Source organism: Sphingobacterium cellulitidis (genome assembly GCF_043187465.1).
In the GTDB taxonomy this organism is placed as follows: domain Bacteria; phylum Bacteroidota; class Bacteroidia; order Sphingobacteriales; family Sphingobacteriaceae; genus Sphingobacterium; species Sphingobacterium cellulitidis.
This window is the reverse complement of record NZ_CP171136.1, coordinates 2,964,806-2,981,961: the sequence shown is the minus strand read 5'-3', so window position 1 is coordinate 2,981,961 and position 17,156 is coordinate 2,964,806. Positions and strand designations below refer to the sequence as shown.

The following is a 17,156-nucleotide window of genomic DNA, read 5'->3' as shown; positions in this document are numbered from 1 at the left end:
GTTAATGATAAATAAATAATAATTCCATTAACTGCGTATGAAAGAACCTTGAAATAATTATCTAGGGGGAGCCCCCAATTTTTTTTATCTTGCGGGTCCTTTCATACTTACAGTTTGATAAAGGTGGTCGGTTCCTAGAACCGATCAACTAATAGGAGTTACAGCTTCTATTAGATTTGGGCGTCATGCTAAGATTGCAGTCTTTGGCATGGCGCTATTTTTTTGTTTGCATATAGTCTTTATTTAGACTTATTATAAACAAGTGCAAATATAGGAGGAAAAAATTTTTATTCAAATTTTTTAATAAATAATAAAAAATTGTAAATCAAGGTTTTAGGGAACTGTTATGTTGATGTTTATTAAAATATTAGCGTGGATAATATTTTGTTTACAAACACTTAATTTGTTCAAAATTGATTTATATCCCGTATATTGTGATTTAATGCGATTCGATTAGAGTTGTATTAATAATTCCATCAACTAAACTTAATTACATGAAAATCAATACAGCTAAATGGGTAGTTTTATTGGGTTTTGGTTTTTCTTTTTTGAATTTCCAGGAGTCCTATGCACAAATAAAGCCAGCCTTATCAGCAACTTTTGTTGAATTAGCGGATCCTAGTTCGGATGTAAATTCGGATTGGTCGAAAGTTTCACCAGGATTACAAAGTTCTTTTGTAACAATTGATAAGCGATTTGCAAAGTCATTAGCTCCCGAAATTGCGAAGCAGAATCGGGTTAAAATTGAGGGTTGGAAAGGGGAGAAACTTTCTGCTCAAATACTACTCTGGACAGGTACAGATATATCGGATGTACAGGTTTCTGTTTCTGATTTACGTTCAAAGGGTAATGCTGTTATTCCAAAGTCTGCTACTGATGCTCGATTTGTAAGATATGTGATGACAGATGAGTTTGCAGGAGGTTGTGGACATCGGAAACCTGAGGATTTTGCTTCCTCCTTGTCTCCTGATATGTTGGATGATTTAAAGTCTTTTAATTTAGAAAAGAAAACAAATCGCCCAGTATGGGTAAGTGTAAATATTCCTCAAGATGCTCAGGCCGGACCCTATCAAGGTACAGTCACTGTTAGTGCGAAAGGTCAACCAGCTCAAAATTTAGCGTTAGAGGTAGAGGTCATCAATCAGACCTTGCCTAAATCATCAGAATGGGTTTACCATCTTGACCAATGGCAGCATCCATCGGCAGTTGCCCGGGTGGAAGGATTAGAAATGTGGAGTGATGCGCATTTTGAGGCTATGAAACCAGTGATGAAAATGTTAGCTGATGCTGGGCAGAAGGTGATTACGACGACTTTAAATAAGGATCCTTGGAATGTTCAAACCTATGATCCCTATGCGGATATGATCACATGGACCAAAAATGCAGATGGTAGTTGGACTTATGATTATGCTGTTTTCGACCGTTGGGTTCAGTTTATGACGGATTTAGGGGTAAAAGATATGATCAATTGCTATTCCATCATCCCTTGGAACAATGAAATCCATTATAAGGATGCGAGCAAAGGCGAATTAGTGAATGTTGTAGCAAAACCAGGGACAGCAGTTTTTGATGAATTATGGACTCCATTTTTAAAGGACTTTGTGCGACATCTGAGGACTAAAGGTTGGTTGGATAAAACGAATATTGCCATTGATGAGCGAGAAAGAGAGCAGATGGACGCTGCATTTGCCTTATTAAATAAGGTAGCTCCTGAAATAGGAATTTCCTACGCTGATAACCAAAAGACTTATCAGCGATTTCCAAATTCTGAGGATATCAGTATTTCTGTGGGTCATCCATTTTCAAAAGAAGACATCATTAATCGTAAAGGAAGAGGCTTGAATAGTACTTTTTATATTTGTTGTTCAGATGGTTTTCCGAATCAATTTACTTTTTCCGAACCTGCAGAATCAACATATTTAGGTTGGTATGCCTTAGCAACAGGATTTGATGGTATGCTGAGATGGGCTTATAATTCATGGGTTGAAAATCCTTTACAAGATTCCAGATTTAGGACTTGGCCAGCAGGTGATACTTATATTGTTTATCCAAAAGGCAGATCTTCCATTCGATATGAAAGGATGCTAGAAGGAATTCAAGATTATGAGAAGGCGAGAATTGTATTAAAAGCATTAAAGGATAAAAATGATCAAAAGAACCTGGATGCTTTTCAGAATGCGATCAAGAAATTAGAAGTCAACCAACGTTTCGATGGTTGGAATGAGGATTTGAATCAAGCAAAATCCTTATTGAATGAAATCTCGAGAACACTATAAATTGACCTGTCGATTTTGGAGGTAATTTTTTAATTACCTCCAAAATTCAACATAACCTAGTCTTTAAGCCCTCAAAAGACTTTTTATTCTTACCCTGTTTCTTGGGGTAAGGCATATTGGTTTTATAAAAATTGAAGAAACTTAAATACTAAATATGAAAATCAATCCTAAACTGATTTTATTTGCCTTGCTGTCGGTTGCAGTTATTCAACCTATAAATGCGCAGACGGGTACATCCGCAAAGCCAGATTGGCTTATTCAATCCAAAGGCTATAAATCCAAAATTGTGAACAGCAATGATGGCATTATTCTGGACAATGGTTTAATTCGTCGTTCCTTCAAGAAAGCCGCTAACCTGGCTTGTTATGACTTTACAAATTTGACCAATGGTCAGCAGCTTATTCGTGCTATCGAACCCGAGGCTATTGTCAATATCAATGGTCAGGATTATGAAATTGGAGGTTTAAAAGGACAAAAGGAGAAGGCCTATTTTTTAACTGATTGGTTCAGCAACTTAGAGGCGAATCCAGATGCTTTTACTTTTCAAGCTGCGAAAGAGGTTCCAATAGAGCAAAATCTGAAAGTAAACAGTACTTTTTGGTCTTCCAGCAATGAACTTCCTAATGGGTTGGGTATGGTATTTACCTTTCAACATCCTAAATTAACAGGGATTTCTGTAGATGTGCATTATGAGATTTATGATGGGATTCCGGTTTTACGGAAATGGGTGGAAGTAAGAAATGAGAGTTCTGCCACAATAATGGTTAATAGAGTGGTCAATGAAGTGTTATCCTTGGTAGAAGAGGAGTCAGCAGTAGTTGGGAGTACAGAGGATATGTTGAAGCAATCAGGAATATATTTTGAAACCAATTATGCTTTCAACAATGCCATGAAATACCGATTGTCAGATCAAACCCTGCATTGGGAGCGAGATTCTACTTATACCTCGCAAGTAAATTATGACCTGACAAGTCCAGCGAAAGCGGTTATTTATCCTAAGGATGTTTCCAAGATAGAGGTTCTTCCAAAGCAAAAGTTCATATCTGTAAAAACCTATGAACTGTTACATGATGGCCATGATCAGGAGCGTAGAGGCTTAGCAGTTCGTAAAATGTATCGGAAGCTGGCACCTTGGACCAACTCGAATCCAATCTTTATGCATTTGGTCAGCAAGAATAGGGAAGAGGTAATTACAGCGATTGATCAATGTGCTGCTACGGGCTATGAAGCTGTCATATTAAGTTTTGGAAGCCATTTAAAAATGGAGTTGAATACTCCTGAGAATCATAAGGAATGGAAGGAGTTGGCGGATTATGGGAAGTCGAAAGGGGTTAAATTAGGAGGTTATACTTTATTTAGTTCCCGACGGATCAATGATGCAACAGATGTTATCAATCCAAAGACTGGGAAGCCTGGAGGGGCATTTTTCGGGAATGCACCATGTTTTGGGAGTCAGTGGGGATTAGAGTATGCGAAAGCAATTAAGGACTTTTTTAAACATACAGGCTTTAGTATTTTGGAGATGGACGGCCCATATCCAGGCGATGTTTGTGCTTCGCATGATCATCCTGGCCATCATGGATTAGAGGATTCGCAATGGGCACAAATGGAGATTCAGAAATCTATTTTCCATGAATTGAATCAAATGGGGGTATATATCAATGCGCCCGATTGGTATTTTTTAGATGGCACGAATAAAATTGCTTTAGGCTATAGAGAGGTTAATTTTTCATTATCCAGGGATCAGCAGAAGATATTGAACCGTCAAAATATTTATGATGGAACTTGGGAGAAAACCAATTCCATGGGATGGGGATTTGTTCCTTTAACGGCCTATCATGGAGGCGGAGCAGATGCGGTATTGGAGCCCTTAAATGAACATTTGGATGATTATAAGCAATTGATGATGCAATATTACGGCGCAGGAATACAAGCCTGTTATCGAGGTCCAAGGCTTTATGATACTGAAAATACGAAAGCAACAGTGATTGAAGTCATTGAATGGTATAAAAAATATCGAAATATCCTGAATGCCGATATTATTCATCTTCGTCGTGCAGATGGAAGGAATTGGGATGGAATTTTACATGTTGATCCCAATGGTAAGGAGAAAGGATTAGGTATGTTGTATAATCCTACGAATAAAGAAATGAATATTTCGATTGATTTACCTGTTTATTATACAGGTTTAAATGAAAAGGTTCAACTCGCTTTTGAAGGAAAAAATTCGAGTACCTATCCAGTTTCGCGAGATTATAAAATTCAGGTTCCAGTAAAGATTCCTGCCAAGGGATATACCTGGTTCACATTAAACTAAAGAATAAGGGCGATTCAAATTTGAATCGCCCTTCCCAATTTAGAATGTAATTGATTAGGGAATCAGTCTAGGCTTGATTTCCTATTTTTCAAAAAATGAACCTGGGTTAATAAATTCGGATGTAACAATCGTGGAATTATAGGATTTTAATGATTCTTTTGAATATATTTGGGATATAGATTATCGTTTTAGTAGGCTCAAAACGCCATAAAAAGGTAGTTGTCACCTAAATTAATTATAGAAAATCAAATTATTCAATGAGAAGAAACACAATTACATTCGGAATTTCTGTTTTTATGGCTTTTTCCTTTACTTCTGTATTTGCTCAAAGTTGGGAACATACGGATGATGACCGGAAAGTGGCTGTAGAAATAGATACCCTAAAGGAAAAGGGTTATACCTTATATTGGATTAATAAGGATAAGGATTTTAGTGCTGAAACAAAACAGGAGTTGATCAGTACCTATTTTATTAACTATCCAAAGCTAGCGAAGACTTACAATAAGAAAAGTCCGAAAGAAGTCACTTTCGTGATTGATCCAGGATATGATGGTGTTGCAGCGACGGCAGGCGGAATTGTACGATATAGTCCAAAATGGTTGAAGAAAAATCCACATGATATTGATGTTGTGACCCATGAGGTGATGCATATTGTTCAAGCCTATCCAAATGGTAGTGGGCCATGGTGGATTACCGAAGGTATTGCTGATTTTATTCGGGATAAGTATGGTGTTTCGAATGAAGCCGGAAATTGGAGACTTCCCGAATTCAATGCGAAACAAAAATATACAGACTCCTATCGTATCACTGCACGTTTTTTCAAATGGATAGAAAGTCATAAGAAAAAGAATTTTGTGAAAAAATTGGACAAGGCCATGCGTGAGAAAACGTATACTGATGCTTTTTGGCAAAAACAAACTGGAAAAACGATCGATGAATTATGGTCGGAATATTCTTCAAATCCCGTAATTTAATATCATGAACAGAAACTATATAAAACTAGCTAAGTGTTTTGCCTTATTGATGATCCCCATGCTTGGAAATGCACAAGATTCCAATCTTAGTCAATATGTAAAGCCATTGATAGGTACGGCAAAAATGGGTCATACCTTTCCCGGAGCGACCGTTCCATTTGGGTCGGTACAATTAAGTCCGGAAACCGACACCATTCCATACGCTGTCAATGGAGTTTACACAGGCGATGTTTACAAATATTGTGCTGGATACCAGTATGATGACCCGACTATTGTAGGGTTTAGTCATACGCATTTTTCCGGGACTGGGCATTCAGATTTGGGAGATATATTGATTATGCCAACCCAGGGGAAGGTTCAGTTAAATCCAGGGACAGCCGATCGGCCGCAAGATGGTTATCGCTCGCCTTACAGTCATGATAATGAAGTGGCGGAAGCCAATTATTATAAAGTCAAATTAGATAAACATAATATTCTGGCGGAAATGACGACGAGTACCCGAGTGGGGGTTCATCGTTATACTTTTCCGGCATCGGATCAATCCCATCTTATTCTTGATTTGACTTCAGGGATTTACAATTATGATGGAAAAAATGTCTGGACTTTTGTTCGGGTATTGAATGATTCAACGATCACTGGATATCGTCAGACGAATGGCTGGGCGAGAACAAGAACAGTTTATTTCGCAATCAAAACCTCCAAGGCCTTTAAGAATTATGGGGCCAAGTATTTGGATAAGAATGTTCAGTACAAGGGGTTTTGGCGAAAGTTCAACCAAGAGGATAACTTTCCGGAGTTAGCTGCCCATAATATCAAGATGCATTTGGATTTTGATACCAAAGAAGGGGAGCAGGTAATGATGAAAGTAGCTTTGAGTCCTGTGAGCATGAAAAATGCCTTGGAAAATATGCAAGCAGAAACTCCGAATTGGGATTTTGAGGCGATTGTGGGAAAAGGGAAATCAGATTGGAATGGGGAATTGGAGAAGTTCAAGGTTGATATGTTAAATAAGGAAGATTTAGTGAATTTCTATACTTCTGTTTATCATGCAAACCTGATGCCTACAGTTTATATGGATTTGAATGGAGAATATAAAGGGTTGGATCAGGAGATTCACAAGGCCGAAGGATTTACGAATTATACATCATTTTCGCTTTGGGATACTTTCCGTGCCTTTCATCCATGGTTGAATCTTGTTGATCCGAAGCGAAATGCGGATATGGTATCATCGATGATGGCACATCATGATCAATCGGTATTAAATATGCTTCCAATCTGGTCGCACTATGCCAATGAGAACTGGTGTATGAGTGGATATCACTCGGTTTCCGTTGTGGTGGACGCAATTCTTAAGGGAGTTTATAAGGGCGATGCTGAGGCAGCATTAAATGCTTGTGTACAAACTGCCAATGTGAGACGATATGAAGGAATCGGCGACTATATAGATCTTGGATATGTTCCTGATGACAAAAATGGGACTTCAGTATCCAATACTCTGGAGTATGCTTATGATGATTGGTGTATTGCACAATTGGCGGAGAAACTGGGTAAGACTGAAATTGCCAATGAGTTTAATAAAAGGGCTCAAAATTGGAAGAACTTGTATGACGAGCGAATTGGTTTTATGCGTCCTAAAGACAGTAAAGGCAATTTTAGGGAGAAATTTGATGTTTTAGATACGCATGGTCAAGGATTTATTGAGGGGAATACCTGGAATTATTCATTGTATGTTCCGCATCAACCGGTAGAATTGATGGAAACGATGGGCGGTCAAAAACGATTTGAAACCTATTTGGATTCCCTATTCACGATGCATTTACCAGATAAGTATTTTGAAAATACGGAGGATATAACGCGAGAAGGAATCATAGGGAACTACGTACATGGTAATGAGCCATCTCATCATGTTGCGTACTTGTATAATATTACAAAGAGTCCTTGGAAGGCTCAGGAGCGTATTCGTCAAATTATCCGGAATCAATATCATAATGGTCCTGCCGGATTAGGGGGGAACGATGATTGTGGACAGATGTCTGCTTGGTATTTGTTCAGTTCATTAGGTTTTTATCCTGTAGCTCCAGGAGATCCGCATTATTGGTTAGGAAGTCCATTGGTTAAATCGGCAGAGGTGAAATTAGAAGGTGGAAAGCTGTTGAAAGTTTTGGCTAAGAATCAATCGGAAAAGAATGTTTATGTGAGTAAAGTTTTCTGGAATGGTAAAGAGTTGAAGGATTTCAAGATTTCACATGCAGATTTGTCAAATGGTGGGGAATTACAATTCGTAATGGCTTCTAAGCCCAAGAAATAATACTAAAAGCATAAAAAAGCGGGCTTTTTAATTGAAGGCCCGCTTTTTTATGCTTATTAATCTGGTAAACTACCTAAATCCAGTTTGTCCATCAAGTTGCCAACCTGGTCAATTGTATAGCCATCACCTTCAATTTTCATTAAGTATCTGTTTTTGTGAATCCATTCAATGGTTGAGGATGTTTCATCATTGTATTTTGTTTCGGTCAATTTAGCTCTTTGACCTTTATAATTCGTTGTTTTTTGAGAAGAGTCTTCTGTTATTTTTTCAGAATCCATGTTGTAACCATAAAATGCCAATGCAGTTAAGCTGCTTGCTTCTTCACCTGCGCCATCCATTATGTTGATATTGATGGTTTTAGAATTATCTTCATTTGCATAATCTGCCGAGGCTGTTGCAATGTTCATGGCATTCATTTCACCGACTGATATAGAGGTTCTTTTCAAGCCATCTAATGATTCAGGGAACACTTTCTTCAACTCATCATTATTTACAGGTGTTTTAGTTTTAAGCGCAGTAGTATGTTTTTCTACTTCTTTCATGGCTTTTTCCATGCCACTTAAGCTTTGAATGGCATTTCCGGCATCACTTAGTTTCTCGAGAGCACCTTTTTCTTCAGTTTCTCCTTCTTCAGAAGAATTGTTTGAATTTCCACAGGCGATAAATAAGCTGCAGCCCAAAAGTAGCGAGGCTACTAAATACTGTTTTTTCATATTAGGATTTTGTTGTTTCCTACAAATCTAAAATATAAAAACTCATCGGGTTTATTTATCCGGAAAATACCTGTTTATAGGTAATGATATTTGGTAATTATGCTCAGGGCCTTTGATATTTGCGTATCGTTTGATCAATTTCTTGGTTAGTGACGTCTATTTCGGCGATTGAAATTCGAATAAAAACTTTCATTGTTTTCATGAAGGTATCCCGAACAAAGAAGTTCTTCATTCTATCGGCATATTTCTGAGGGTCACGGATTTCAAGATCTACGTATTTTCCTTCATTGTAAATATTTACAATATCATTCCATTCAATCAGTCCGGCAGCTTTGGCTATAGGAGTAGTATTGCCGGTTATTCCATTAGCGCCAATGCTAAGGGCAATTTCATCTGATTTTTTACCAAATAACTTCATGTAAATGAATGCTCCAAAACCTAGGAGAGCAATGAATATACTGCTGTATCTGCCGAAAACTAGTCCCTCGGTCTTAATAAACCAGCTATAGTAGACAAATCCAACGCCCACAACTCCAATGATTAGGAAATAAAACGCCATTTTCTTTAATTTATCCTGGCTGTAATTAAAATTTGTTGTTTCCATATTTTGATTTTTTCTTTTTGAAGTAAATGACTAAAAATTAACTTGCGAGAATCTTGCTTTTTTCTTGATCAAATTCTTCTTGAGTCAATATTCCGGCATCCAATAATTCTTTTAAATCCATCAGCGCTTTCTTTTTATCAACTGCAGCAGGTGCAGAATTAGCAGGAGTAGAATTACCTTGCTGTGCAGCGACCTCCTTGCCTTTAGAAGAGCCAAATTGAATTAATAAGGCCGTGATCTCATTAAATCCTTTGATATTGGAATAATCAATTGCTTTTTGTTCTTTAACATTAACCAAATGAGGGTCTGCATTGTTTTCCAATAAAAATTTCAGTACATCTTTTTTGCCGTTGGCAGCAGCATAATGTAAAGCAGTATTTCCGGATTCGTCCTGAATATTGATATCTGCTCCACGGTCTACCAATAGTTTTACCATGCTCAAGTGTCCATTTTTCACAGCATGTTGCAATAAGCTTTCTCCACCTTGGGCCTCGTTGACTTTAAAATTGAACTGGGCATCCATGGAGAGATTGTTGTTAGTTTCAACATAATCCAGATAACCGTACATAGCCTGATCGTTTCCTGATACTGGTCGTGTATGATTGACATCTAAACCTTGATCTAATAATAAAGTGACAATTTCTTTTTGATTATGAGCACAGGCATACCAAATTGGAGAAACACCTTCAGAGGAACTGATTGCAACATCTGCTCCATTATCCAATAATGCTTTAACCATAGCCTTATTTCCTTCATAACAGGCGACCAAAATGGCAGATTCTCCGAATTGATTGACCTGGTTGACATCAGCCCCATTTTTGAGTAAAAGTTCAATCATGGGAAGTTGTCTATTTTTTACGGCTAATAAAAGGGCTGAATTACCTGATTTATTACTGCTATTCGGATCGGCAGAATTTTCAAGTAATATTTTGGCGACTTCCGTACTCCGATTAAGGACAGCAAGCATTAATGGAGTTTCGGTATTATTGTTCATGGCATTGACATCCAAGCCTTTTTCAATCAATTCCTTGACAACATCAGCCTGTCCTGTAGCTGCGGTTAAGTGTAATAAACTATTTCCTTTTAAATCATTGAGATCAACTCTTGCACCTTGCTCAATAAGGTAAAGGGCAGTTTGTTTTTGTTTTTGGAGGCTAGCAAAGAATAGGGGAGTTTCGCCTTGTTGATCTTCATAATCGATGTCTGCGCCCTCTTCTACAAGGATTTTTACTAGGTCCAAGTATCCTCTATGGGCGGCATAATGTAAAGCCGTTCGACCTTTTTCATCTGTATAGGTGACATCTACTTCTTTATTTTCTAATAGTAATTCTGCTATTTTTCTTTTTCCGCCTTCGCAGGCGATAATAAATGACATTGACATAAGCTTAATTTTCTTTTTGTTGAGCAATTAATAGGATTTCCACGGTTTTCGCTTTGAGATTATCTTGCGAAGCAAGCATCATGGCAGATTGCTCTTGATTATTTACAATGCTTGGGCGTGCTCCGGAATCCAGTAGCAATTTCACTTTCTTATAAGTTTCTTTTGCTTGATTCTGGTCATGGTTACTATCTTTCATAACGACTAAATGTAATAAGGTATTACCAAAATCATCTTGCTCGTTAACTTCAGGTTGAGTCGCATGGAATACCTTTTCAAACAATCCTGCGTTTTTTTGAGCAATCCAGTTCCAAGCGGATAATTCATTTTCATAATATGGGGATGTGCTATTTAAATCGGCACCATCCTCAATCATTCGCATTAATAAACCTGGATTGTCGGCATTGTAGCCTTCTAATGTGCGGAGATATTCATGTAAAGCTTTTACACCCCGATTATTTGTTTGTTCAAAATCCATGCTATCGTATTCAGCAAGTTTACTGTATTGTTCAAGGTCGGCTTTTTGAGATACAGCGATAAAAAATGCGGATTGACCTTCATTATCTTGCTGATTAGGGTTAGCCCCATTTTGTAGCAATGCTTCCAACGCATGTGGCTTATTGCTTTCTAATGCGATATGTAAAGCGGTTTTGCCTTGTTTATTCGTTTCATTGATATCTAAGCCCTCATTGGCAAATATTTCGAGATATTTTGCAAGATTTTGTGGAGTCAAGCCGTGTTTTTTGATGCTTAAATTGATAAGGTTATCCTCTGCTTGGTTTTTAAAATCTACCCGACATCCTGAGTCTATAAGTGCTTGAATTATTGCTGGATCAGCAGCGTTATTAATAGCATGACTTAATAAGGTTTCTCCCGAAACTTCATCATTAATGTTGTCCGAACTACCAATGAAGTCCTTGAAGAATTCTATAAAATCTTCTTTCGGGCTTTTTACTCTGATTAACTTGGAAAATATAGTATCATCCAATTTTTCAAGCATGTAAATGTCTTTTTCAATTTCTTTATTTTCGGACATTAAGCCGATTAATTCAAACCCATTTTTTCGGATGATGGTATCATAAAGTTGGGAATAATCATAGGAATGCGGGCTCTGAGGGATTCTCTCGCCTTGTTCATATAATTTTGTTGCATTTTCCATGTCGCCATTTGAAATAGCTACTATCAAAGGAGTCTTTTCAAACATAATATTGAGTTTTTATTAATTTTCGTTTTTAATCTGATTAGAGAATTCTATCAGTTTTTCTTCTGACCAAGGACTATTGATGACCATGACCTTATTTTGGGTTACAGATTCAATGGGAATGACGTTAATTATTCTATTATTAATAATTAGAGTAATTTTTTCCTGCTGATTCTTAGATAGGAGTTGGGCAAAGTTTTCTTTGTCAATTTCATTTAATCCTATGATTATTTGTTGTCCATTGGGAACGACGGAGGTGAAGTGTGAAGCTGAAATGAAGGGTTCGTTTGGTATTTGTATGTTTTGAGGCAGATAGCTATCGTAAGAAGTGACAAGATATAACCCATTTTTACGATTGATTTTGAAGAATTCAAATGGTTTTGCCTGATTTGGCGTATCGATTATTTCAACCCCAGCAATAATTCGATTTCCTTCAATATATACTTCATCGTATAATTTCTCAACTCCTTTTTCAACAGTTTTGAACTTATCTTGATTGAAATTATAGATTTCATCTGCATTCATGGACTGGAACCCTTTTAATTCTGTTTCTGAATAGGTCGATTCAACGATTTTTATCAAACGATAATCAAGAGCAGTTCTACTATATTCCTTTTTATAGTTTAACAGCAGATTAGAAGAATCATCAGCTTCAATCTTTTCAGGATTAAAAGGTTCAATTGCTGAGTAAAATTCTTCTAGGATCTGAGTTTCTCTTAAAAATTCCAAGGCATCCTCGTTACTAGCTGAGTCACATGATTCAAAATTCAAATTCATAGCAATGATGATTAAACTGATGATTGATTTCATAAAAATTCTGTTTATAAATCTAAACTAAGAATGCTGATAATGGTAGGATTATTATATGGAAGTATGGTTGATTTATATAAATGAACCAAGTATTGTAGTGAATCGAAGCTAATTTTTTTGTCATTTAAAACCTACTTATAGGTAAAATAATTAATAATATTGAATGTTTTTGTCAATAAAAGTTATCTCTACTATTTTGATTATTGATTTTTAATAATAAATTAGGTGTACTAATTCAATTATTAAATACTAGGATATTAAGTTGAATTTTATTACTTCCAATTATTAGTATAGACCCAAATTATTGAAGTTTATGAGCAATATGCACTTAAATTGTTCGCCTATAATTCGTTTTCTTGTCTTAATTATTTTTCTGTTAGATGGAGGCTTGTGCTTTTGTCAGCAAGATAGTTTAAAGATCAACTCCATGATTTCGACAAGGAACAGTTTTTCCAATAGGGTTTTAAAAGTGGATTTAATTGCTCCAATTGGTTTAATATCGTATGGGGTAGCTTCGGTGAAAAGTCCGTATTTGCAGCGGCAGAATGAGATCATAAAGGAAAACTTACAATACAATCGACCCCAACGAGTACATATTGATGATTTCACCCAATATGCATCCACCGGGGCATATTTTGCTTTGGATGTTATGGGAGTTGAAGCGAAGCATAGCTTAAGGTCTCGATTTTTTACAGCTACTGTTTCACATATCATTATGGGCACTACGGTGAATTTAATGAAGAAGAGTATGCCTATGATGCGACCAGATTTTTCATCAATGAATTCCTTTCCATCGGGGCATACGGCTACAGCATTTGTTGGTGCAGAATTGATTTGGCAAGAATACAGGCATCAATCGATATGGTATGGAATCGGGGCGTATACATTAGCTGCGGGAACAGGTTTTTTTAGAATGTATAACAATAGGCATTGGTTATCCGATGTTGTGATGGGGGCTGGAGTAGGGATACTAAGTACCAAAATGGCTTATTGGATGTTACCAACCCTGGAAGAACGGTGGCAAAAGAAGAAGTATCCATCCATATTTATTCCCAGCTATAATGGGAGACAAGTTCAAATCACCTATGCCTGTACCTTTTAAAGGCTATAAATTAATGCTATCATAGGCCCAATGTAAAAGCGCTTGTCTTTGTTTTGGCCTACACTGATGGTCGCCAAATGCACAGTTGTATTTAACCTGACTTAGGTGCCGTTTAAAGGCTTTCCAGCGTTTTATTTGTCTATCATCATCTTCGGACCTTCTACCCATGTAATAGCGGCAATACCATTGAAACCAGCCTCGAGGGTCTTGAGGGTGAATCCAACCTTTCATTTGCCACATGGTAAGAGGCTGTGAAGCCCTGATTTTAAAATAGTTTAGACTGGGATCTCCTGCTTTATTGTCCCCCTGATATAATTTAGCATTGGTAAACCATTCTTTAGGGAATTCATCTTGGCAGTCATTTAAATATTTTCCGTTGAACACACCTAATTCCAGCATTTCCGCTGGGCTAAGCTGGGGTTTGAAGTCCGAGTGAAAGTTTTTACCAATAGGCTCCGTTCTTTCATAAACATAGTCAGATTGCATCCTATCCTTTACCTCAACACGCATATTGATCCTTATCTATTTGTTTAATTGATATTATACAAATGCTTTATTATGAACCTTTACTGTGTTTAAACATAAAGTCGTAAATCTTTTCTCCATGAAATAAGCTTTCCACGCTACCATGGGTTCCTCCAGGGATGATCGTCAGGGTAGCATCGGCTTTATTGTTACATTTTTTAATGGCGTTATAGATTTTTTTAGATTCGGATGCAGGTACTGCTCTATCGGCACTTCCGTGTTGAATCCACAAAGGGACTTGGGTCAGGTTACAAGCATAGCTTACTGTTCCGCCACCACAGATGGCAACAGCAGCTGCAAAACGCTCTGGGTATTTACCAGCTACATCCATTGTTCCGTATCCCCCCATACTCATTCCACAGACATAAACCCGATGCTCATCGGCAGGGTAATTCTTAAGGACTTCATCTAGGACATCGACCACCTTGTCTGGATCCCAACCATTGGAGGTTTGGGGAGCAACAACAATCGCATCCAGATCTTTGCCTCTTTCAATTGCTCGCAGCACCCCATAACGTTTTACACGGTTTAAATCATGTCCTGACAGACTTCTTCCATGTAAGAAGATAATCACTGGAATTTTTTCATCCGTTTTTATGTTATCAGGGGTTCTGACCAAATAGGAATATCCGGTCTTCGATTTGACAGCTTTTAATTGAGCATTAACAGAGAAAGTGAATCCTAAGCAGAGAGCAAACAAAAGCAAAAATGATTTATACATAGTTTTCTTTCGAGTTTATGTCCAGATGGTAGAAATCTGGTTTCTTAAGTCAGTTAAAAATCAAGGGTTGCAAGATAGAAACAAAGAAGTTTTAAACAAAATGAAGTTGTGTAAATTATTGTATAGTAGTTTGTTATATTTTTTCATGACATTTATATTACAATTCAATTATTTTTCATAAATTGCTTAAGCATTATTAATCAAAGCGATATGAAGAGAAAAGCCGTTACCTTATTTAGTTTATTAGCCCTAGTTATTGGACTTAGTGCCTTTCATGTTGGTGGGCAGGAAGAAAAGCCACAGAACCTCAAGGTACTTCCAAAGAACATTAGTCATGAAGCGCTTGATAGTACAATGAAGTCGTTTAATATGGCTCTAGGCGTAAAATGTAATCATTGTCATGCTCCGAAGCCAAATGGCGAAAAAGGTTTGGATTTTGCGTCCGATGCGAATCCGAAAAAGGATATTGCTAGGCACATGATAAAAATGACTAAACAGATCAATAAGAAACATTTCAATAAAGCCTACGATGGCGTTGTTTACAATGTATCATGTAACACCTGTCATAATGGGAAAACTGATGCATTCACTGTTGTAAAACAATAGTTTATACAGATTCAGTGAAAGCGATAGTTCGGATAACATATTGTCCCAAATGTGGTTGGATGCTTCGTGCAGCATATATGGCTCAGGAGCTTTTAACCACCTTTGTGGATGATTTACAATCGGTTAATTTGGAGCCGAGTGAGATTAGTGGTCGTTACACGGTATTTGTGAATGACGAAATAATTTTTGACCGCAAACGTGCGGGTAGATTTCCGGAGATTAAGGAGCTTAAGCAGTTGGTTCGCAATATAGTTAATCCGGAAAAGTCCTTAGGTCACTCTGACCATTAAGGTTTGAAAGAAGCCATAAACCCTAAAAATCTTTCACATTTCTTAACCCTTTTCAAAGATAAAAATCTGTATTTTTAACATTCACCATAACAGATTTATTGTAAATGCGCATATTACATACAGCAGATTGGCATCTGGGTAAAAAGCTTGATTTCTTTTCTAGGCTTGAGGAACAGAAAGAAGTCTTAGACGAAATATGTCAGATTGCAGATCGGGAGGATGTAGACCTTGTAGTCGTATCAGGTGACCTATATGATACTTTTAATCCACCGGTTGAAGCTACAGAATTACTTTATCGAACCTTAAAGAGGTTATCCAAGAACGGAAAGCGGCCAGTGATTGCGATTGCGGGGAATCATGATTCTCCCGATCGGATAGATTCACCAGATTCGCTAGCGCGTGAATTGGGTATTTTCTTTTTTGGTCAACCTAACTTAAAGATCAATCCGCTAACCGTTGATGGGAGTTTTGATATTATCCGAGTGGATGAAGGTTTTGTTGAGATAAAGCTTCCAAAATACTATTATCCCATTCGGGTTTTGAGTACTGCGTTTGCGAATGAGATCCGCTTGAAACAGTATTTAGGGGATGAGGATAAAGCGAGTCAGCTGCAGGAGGTATTAAAGAAAAAATGGCTGGATACAGCTAATCAATATTGTGATTCTTACGGTGTGAATATCTTGACGACGCATTTGTATATGTTGAAGCGTGGTGCCGAGGTGTTGGAGGAGCCAGAAGGTGAGAAGCCATTACGGTTAGGTTTTGCGGATGTGGTTTATTCGGATAGTATTCCCGGGTCCATTCAATATACAGCTTTAGGGCACTTGCATAAATTCCATGAGATAGGTCAGGGTACAGCACCAGTAATCTATCCTGGGAGTCCATTAGCCTATTCTTTTTCGGAAAGTGGTCAGAAGAAACAGGTAGTTATTGTAGATTTAGAGCCGAATAAAATAGCTCAATATCGTACAGTTTCCTTAGAGAAGGGAAGGCCATTACATCGGGTTAGGTTTAAGGATATCGATGAAGCAGTGCGATGGTTGCATGATAATAAGTATGCTTTAGTAGAACTTACAATAGAATCTGATAATTTTTTAAGTTCCAGTGATTTAAAAAGAATTCATGGAGCTCATGAAGGGATTATACATATTATCCCAGTAGTCAGTAAAAAACAAGAAATAAATCAACCTAAGTCATTGGTTAATCTGGATCAGGATATGGAAAGTTTGTTCAAGGACTATTTCAAATCCAAGTATGGTCAGGAGCCCAATGAAGAATTGATGGCCTTATTTCATGAGGTCTCTACAAATACCTTAGAAAAAGAAGATTAA

15 protein-coding genes are annotated in these 17,156 nt (G+C 37.3%); 8 read left to right on the top strand and 7 right to left on the bottom strand.

Features of this window, described 5'->3' with window-relative positions; genetic code table 11:
• Nucleotides 1-494 precede the first annotated feature (494 nt).
• The 4 genes from ACF3OC_RS13185 (at nucleotide 495) to ACF3OC_RS13170 (ending at nucleotide 7,875) form a co-directional block, all read left to right on the top strand.
• Nucleotides 495-2,276, top strand: a complete 1,782-nt coding sequence (locus ACF3OC_RS13185; RefSeq protein ID WP_392469393.1) for a glycoside hydrolase domain-containing protein — start codon at nucleotides 495-497, stop codon at nucleotides 2,274-2,276.
• A gap of 154 nt (nucleotides 2,277-2,430) precedes the next feature.
• Nucleotides 2,431-4,593, top strand: a complete 2,163-nt coding sequence (locus ACF3OC_RS13180; protein ID WP_392469392.1) for an alpha-galactosidase — start codon at nucleotides 2,431-2,433, stop codon at nucleotides 4,591-4,593.
• A gap of 257 nt (nucleotides 4,594-4,850) precedes the next feature.
• Nucleotides 4,851-5,567, top strand: a complete 717-nt coding sequence (locus ACF3OC_RS13175; RefSeq protein ID WP_392469391.1) for a basic secretory protein-like protein — start codon at nucleotides 4,851-4,853, stop codon at nucleotides 5,565-5,567.
• 4 nt (nucleotides 5,568-5,571) lie between these two features.
• A complete protein-coding gene (locus tag ACF3OC_RS13170; protein ID WP_392469390.1) occupies nucleotides 5,572-7,875 on the top strand; it encodes a GH92 family glycosyl hydrolase in 2,304 nt (767 codons plus the stop codon).
• A gap of 56 nt (nucleotides 7,876-7,931) precedes the next feature.
• Here ACF3OC_RS13170 and ACF3OC_RS13165 read toward each other — a convergent pair whose 3' ends face one another.
• The 5 genes from ACF3OC_RS13165 to ACF3OC_RS13145 form a co-directional block, all read right to left on the bottom strand.
• Complete coding sequence (locus ACF3OC_RS13165; RefSeq protein ID WP_392469389.1) at nucleotides 7,932-8,588, bottom strand: hypothetical protein; 657 nt, start codon at nucleotides 8,586-8,588, stop codon at nucleotides 7,932-7,934.
• Between the two features lie 103 nt (nucleotides 8,589-8,691).
• Nucleotides 8,692-9,192, bottom strand: a complete 501-nt coding sequence (locus ACF3OC_RS13160; RefSeq protein WP_392469388.1) for an STM3941 family protein — start codon at nucleotides 9,190-9,192, stop codon at nucleotides 8,692-8,694.
• Between the two features lie 37 nt (nucleotides 9,193-9,229).
• Nucleotides 9,230-10,567: an ankyrin repeat domain-containing protein gene (locus tag ACF3OC_RS13155; RefSeq protein WP_392469387.1), complete on the bottom strand. Its 1,338-nt coding sequence runs from the start codon at nucleotides 10,565-10,567 to the stop codon at nucleotides 9,230-9,232.
• A 10-nt stretch (nucleotides 10,568-10,577) separates the two neighbouring features.
• Nucleotides 10,578-11,774 (bottom strand): ankyrin repeat domain-containing protein, encoded by a 1,197-nt coding sequence (locus ACF3OC_RS13150; RefSeq protein ID WP_392469386.1) that lies wholly within the window; start codon nucleotides 11,772-11,774, stop codon nucleotides 10,578-10,580.
• A 15-nt stretch (nucleotides 11,775-11,789) separates the two neighbouring features.
• The gene (locus tag ACF3OC_RS13145) at nucleotides 11,790-12,581 is read right to left on the bottom strand and encodes a hypothetical protein (RefSeq protein WP_392469385.1); all 792 of its coding nucleotides are present in this window, start codon (nucleotides 12,579-12,581) and stop codon (nucleotides 11,790-11,792) included.
• A 427-nt stretch (nucleotides 12,582-13,008) separates the two neighbouring features.
• On the opposite strand from ACF3OC_RS13145, the gene ACF3OC_RS13140 reads away from it, so the two are divergent.
• Nucleotides 13,009-13,683 (top strand): phosphatase PAP2 family protein, encoded by a 675-nt coding sequence (locus ACF3OC_RS13140; RefSeq protein WP_392469384.1) that lies wholly within the window; start codon nucleotides 13,009-13,011, stop codon nucleotides 13,681-13,683.
• A 3-nt stretch (nucleotides 13,684-13,686) separates the two neighbouring features.
• Here the strand turns inward: ACF3OC_RS13140 and ACF3OC_RS13135 are convergent, their stop codons facing one another.
• Together ACF3OC_RS13135 and ACF3OC_RS13130 are read right to left on the bottom strand one after the other, a co-directional pair.
• The gene (locus ACF3OC_RS13135) at nucleotides 13,687-14,193 is read right to left on the bottom strand and encodes a hypothetical protein (RefSeq protein WP_392469383.1); all 507 of its coding nucleotides are present in this window, start codon (nucleotides 14,191-14,193) and stop codon (nucleotides 13,687-13,689) included.
• A gap of 46 nt (nucleotides 14,194-14,239) precedes the next feature.
• Nucleotides 14,240-14,929, bottom strand: a complete 690-nt coding sequence (locus ACF3OC_RS13130; RefSeq protein WP_094280089.1) for a prolyl oligopeptidase family serine peptidase — start codon at nucleotides 14,927-14,929, stop codon at nucleotides 14,240-14,242.
• Nucleotides 14,930-15,139: 210 nt separating this feature from the next.
• Here ACF3OC_RS13130 and ACF3OC_RS13125 point away from each other — a divergent pair, with 210 nt between their 5' ends.
• From ACF3OC_RS13125 to ACF3OC_RS13115, 3 genes are all read left to right on the top strand, one after another.
• Nucleotides 15,140-15,535: a c-type cytochrome gene (locus ACF3OC_RS13125; protein WP_094255862.1), complete on the top strand. Its 396-nt coding sequence runs from the start codon at nucleotides 15,140-15,142 to the stop codon at nucleotides 15,533-15,535.
• Between the two features lie 14 nt (nucleotides 15,536-15,549).
• Nucleotides 15,550-15,825 carry a SelT/SelW/SelH family protein gene (locus ACF3OC_RS13120; RefSeq protein WP_094255861.1) on the top strand — a complete coding sequence of 92 codons (276 nt, stop codon included), beginning with the start codon at nucleotides 15,550-15,552 and terminating at the stop codon, nucleotides 15,823-15,825.
• A 104-nt stretch (nucleotides 15,826-15,929) separates the two neighbouring features.
• Nucleotides 15,930-17,156, top strand: coding sequence for an exonuclease SbcCD subunit D (locus ACF3OC_RS13115; RefSeq protein ID WP_392469382.1), 1,227 nt, complete (start codon nucleotides 15,930-15,932; stop codon nucleotides 17,154-17,156).

What these genes read in the sequence shown, in the direction of transcription:
- ACF3OC_RS13185 (WP_392469393.1), top strand. Translation starts at nt 495, where the DNA reads ATGAAAATCAATACAGCTAAATGGGTAGTTTTATTGGGTTTTGGTTTT.
- ACF3OC_RS13180 (WP_392469392.1), top strand. Translation starts at nt 2,431, where the DNA reads ATGAAAATCAATCCTAAACTGATTTTATTTGCCTTGCTGTCGGTTGCA.
- ACF3OC_RS13175 (WP_392469391.1), top strand. Translation starts at nt 4,851, where the DNA reads ATGAGAAGAAACACAATTACATTCGGAATTTCTGTTTTTATGGCTTTT.
- ACF3OC_RS13170 (WP_392469390.1), top strand. Translation starts at nt 5,572, where the DNA reads ATGAACAGAAACTATATAAAACTAGCTAAGTGTTTTGCCTTATTGATG.
- ACF3OC_RS13165 (WP_392469389.1), bottom strand. Translation starts at nt 8,588, where the DNA reads ATGAAAAAACAGTATTTAGTAGCCTCGCTACTTTTGGGCTGCAGCTTA.
- ACF3OC_RS13160 (WP_392469388.1), bottom strand. Translation starts at nt 9,192, where the DNA reads ATGGAAACAACAAATTTTAATTACAGCCAGGATAAATTAAAGAAAATG.
- ACF3OC_RS13155 (WP_392469387.1), bottom strand. Translation starts at nt 10,567, where the DNA reads ATGTCATTTATTATCGCCTGCGAAGGCGGAAAAAGAAAAATAGCAGAA.
- ACF3OC_RS13150 (WP_392469386.1), bottom strand. Translation starts at nt 11,774, where the DNA reads ATGTTTGAAAAGACTCCTTTGATAGTAGCTATTTCAAATGGCGACATG.
- ACF3OC_RS13145 (WP_392469385.1), bottom strand. Translation starts at nt 12,581, where the DNA reads ATGAAATCAATCATCAGTTTAATCATCATTGCTATGAATTTGAATTTT.
- ACF3OC_RS13140 (WP_392469384.1), top strand. Translation starts at nt 13,009, where the DNA reads ATGATTTCGACAAGGAACAGTTTTTCCAATAGGGTTTTAAAAGTGGAT.
- ACF3OC_RS13135 (WP_392469383.1), bottom strand. Translation starts at nt 14,193, where the DNA reads ATGCGTGTTGAGGTAAAGGATAGGATGCAATCTGACTATGTTTATGAA.
- ACF3OC_RS13130 (WP_094280089.1), bottom strand. Translation starts at nt 14,929, where the DNA reads ATGTATAAATCATTTTTGCTTTTGTTTGCTCTCTGCTTAGGATTCACT.
- ACF3OC_RS13125 (WP_094255862.1), top strand. Translation starts at nt 15,140, where the DNA reads ATGAAGAGAAAAGCCGTTACCTTATTTAGTTTATTAGCCCTAGTTATT.
- ACF3OC_RS13115 (WP_392469382.1), top strand. Translation starts at nt 15,930, where the DNA reads ATGCGCATATTACATACAGCAGATTGGCATCTGGGTAAAAAGCTTGAT.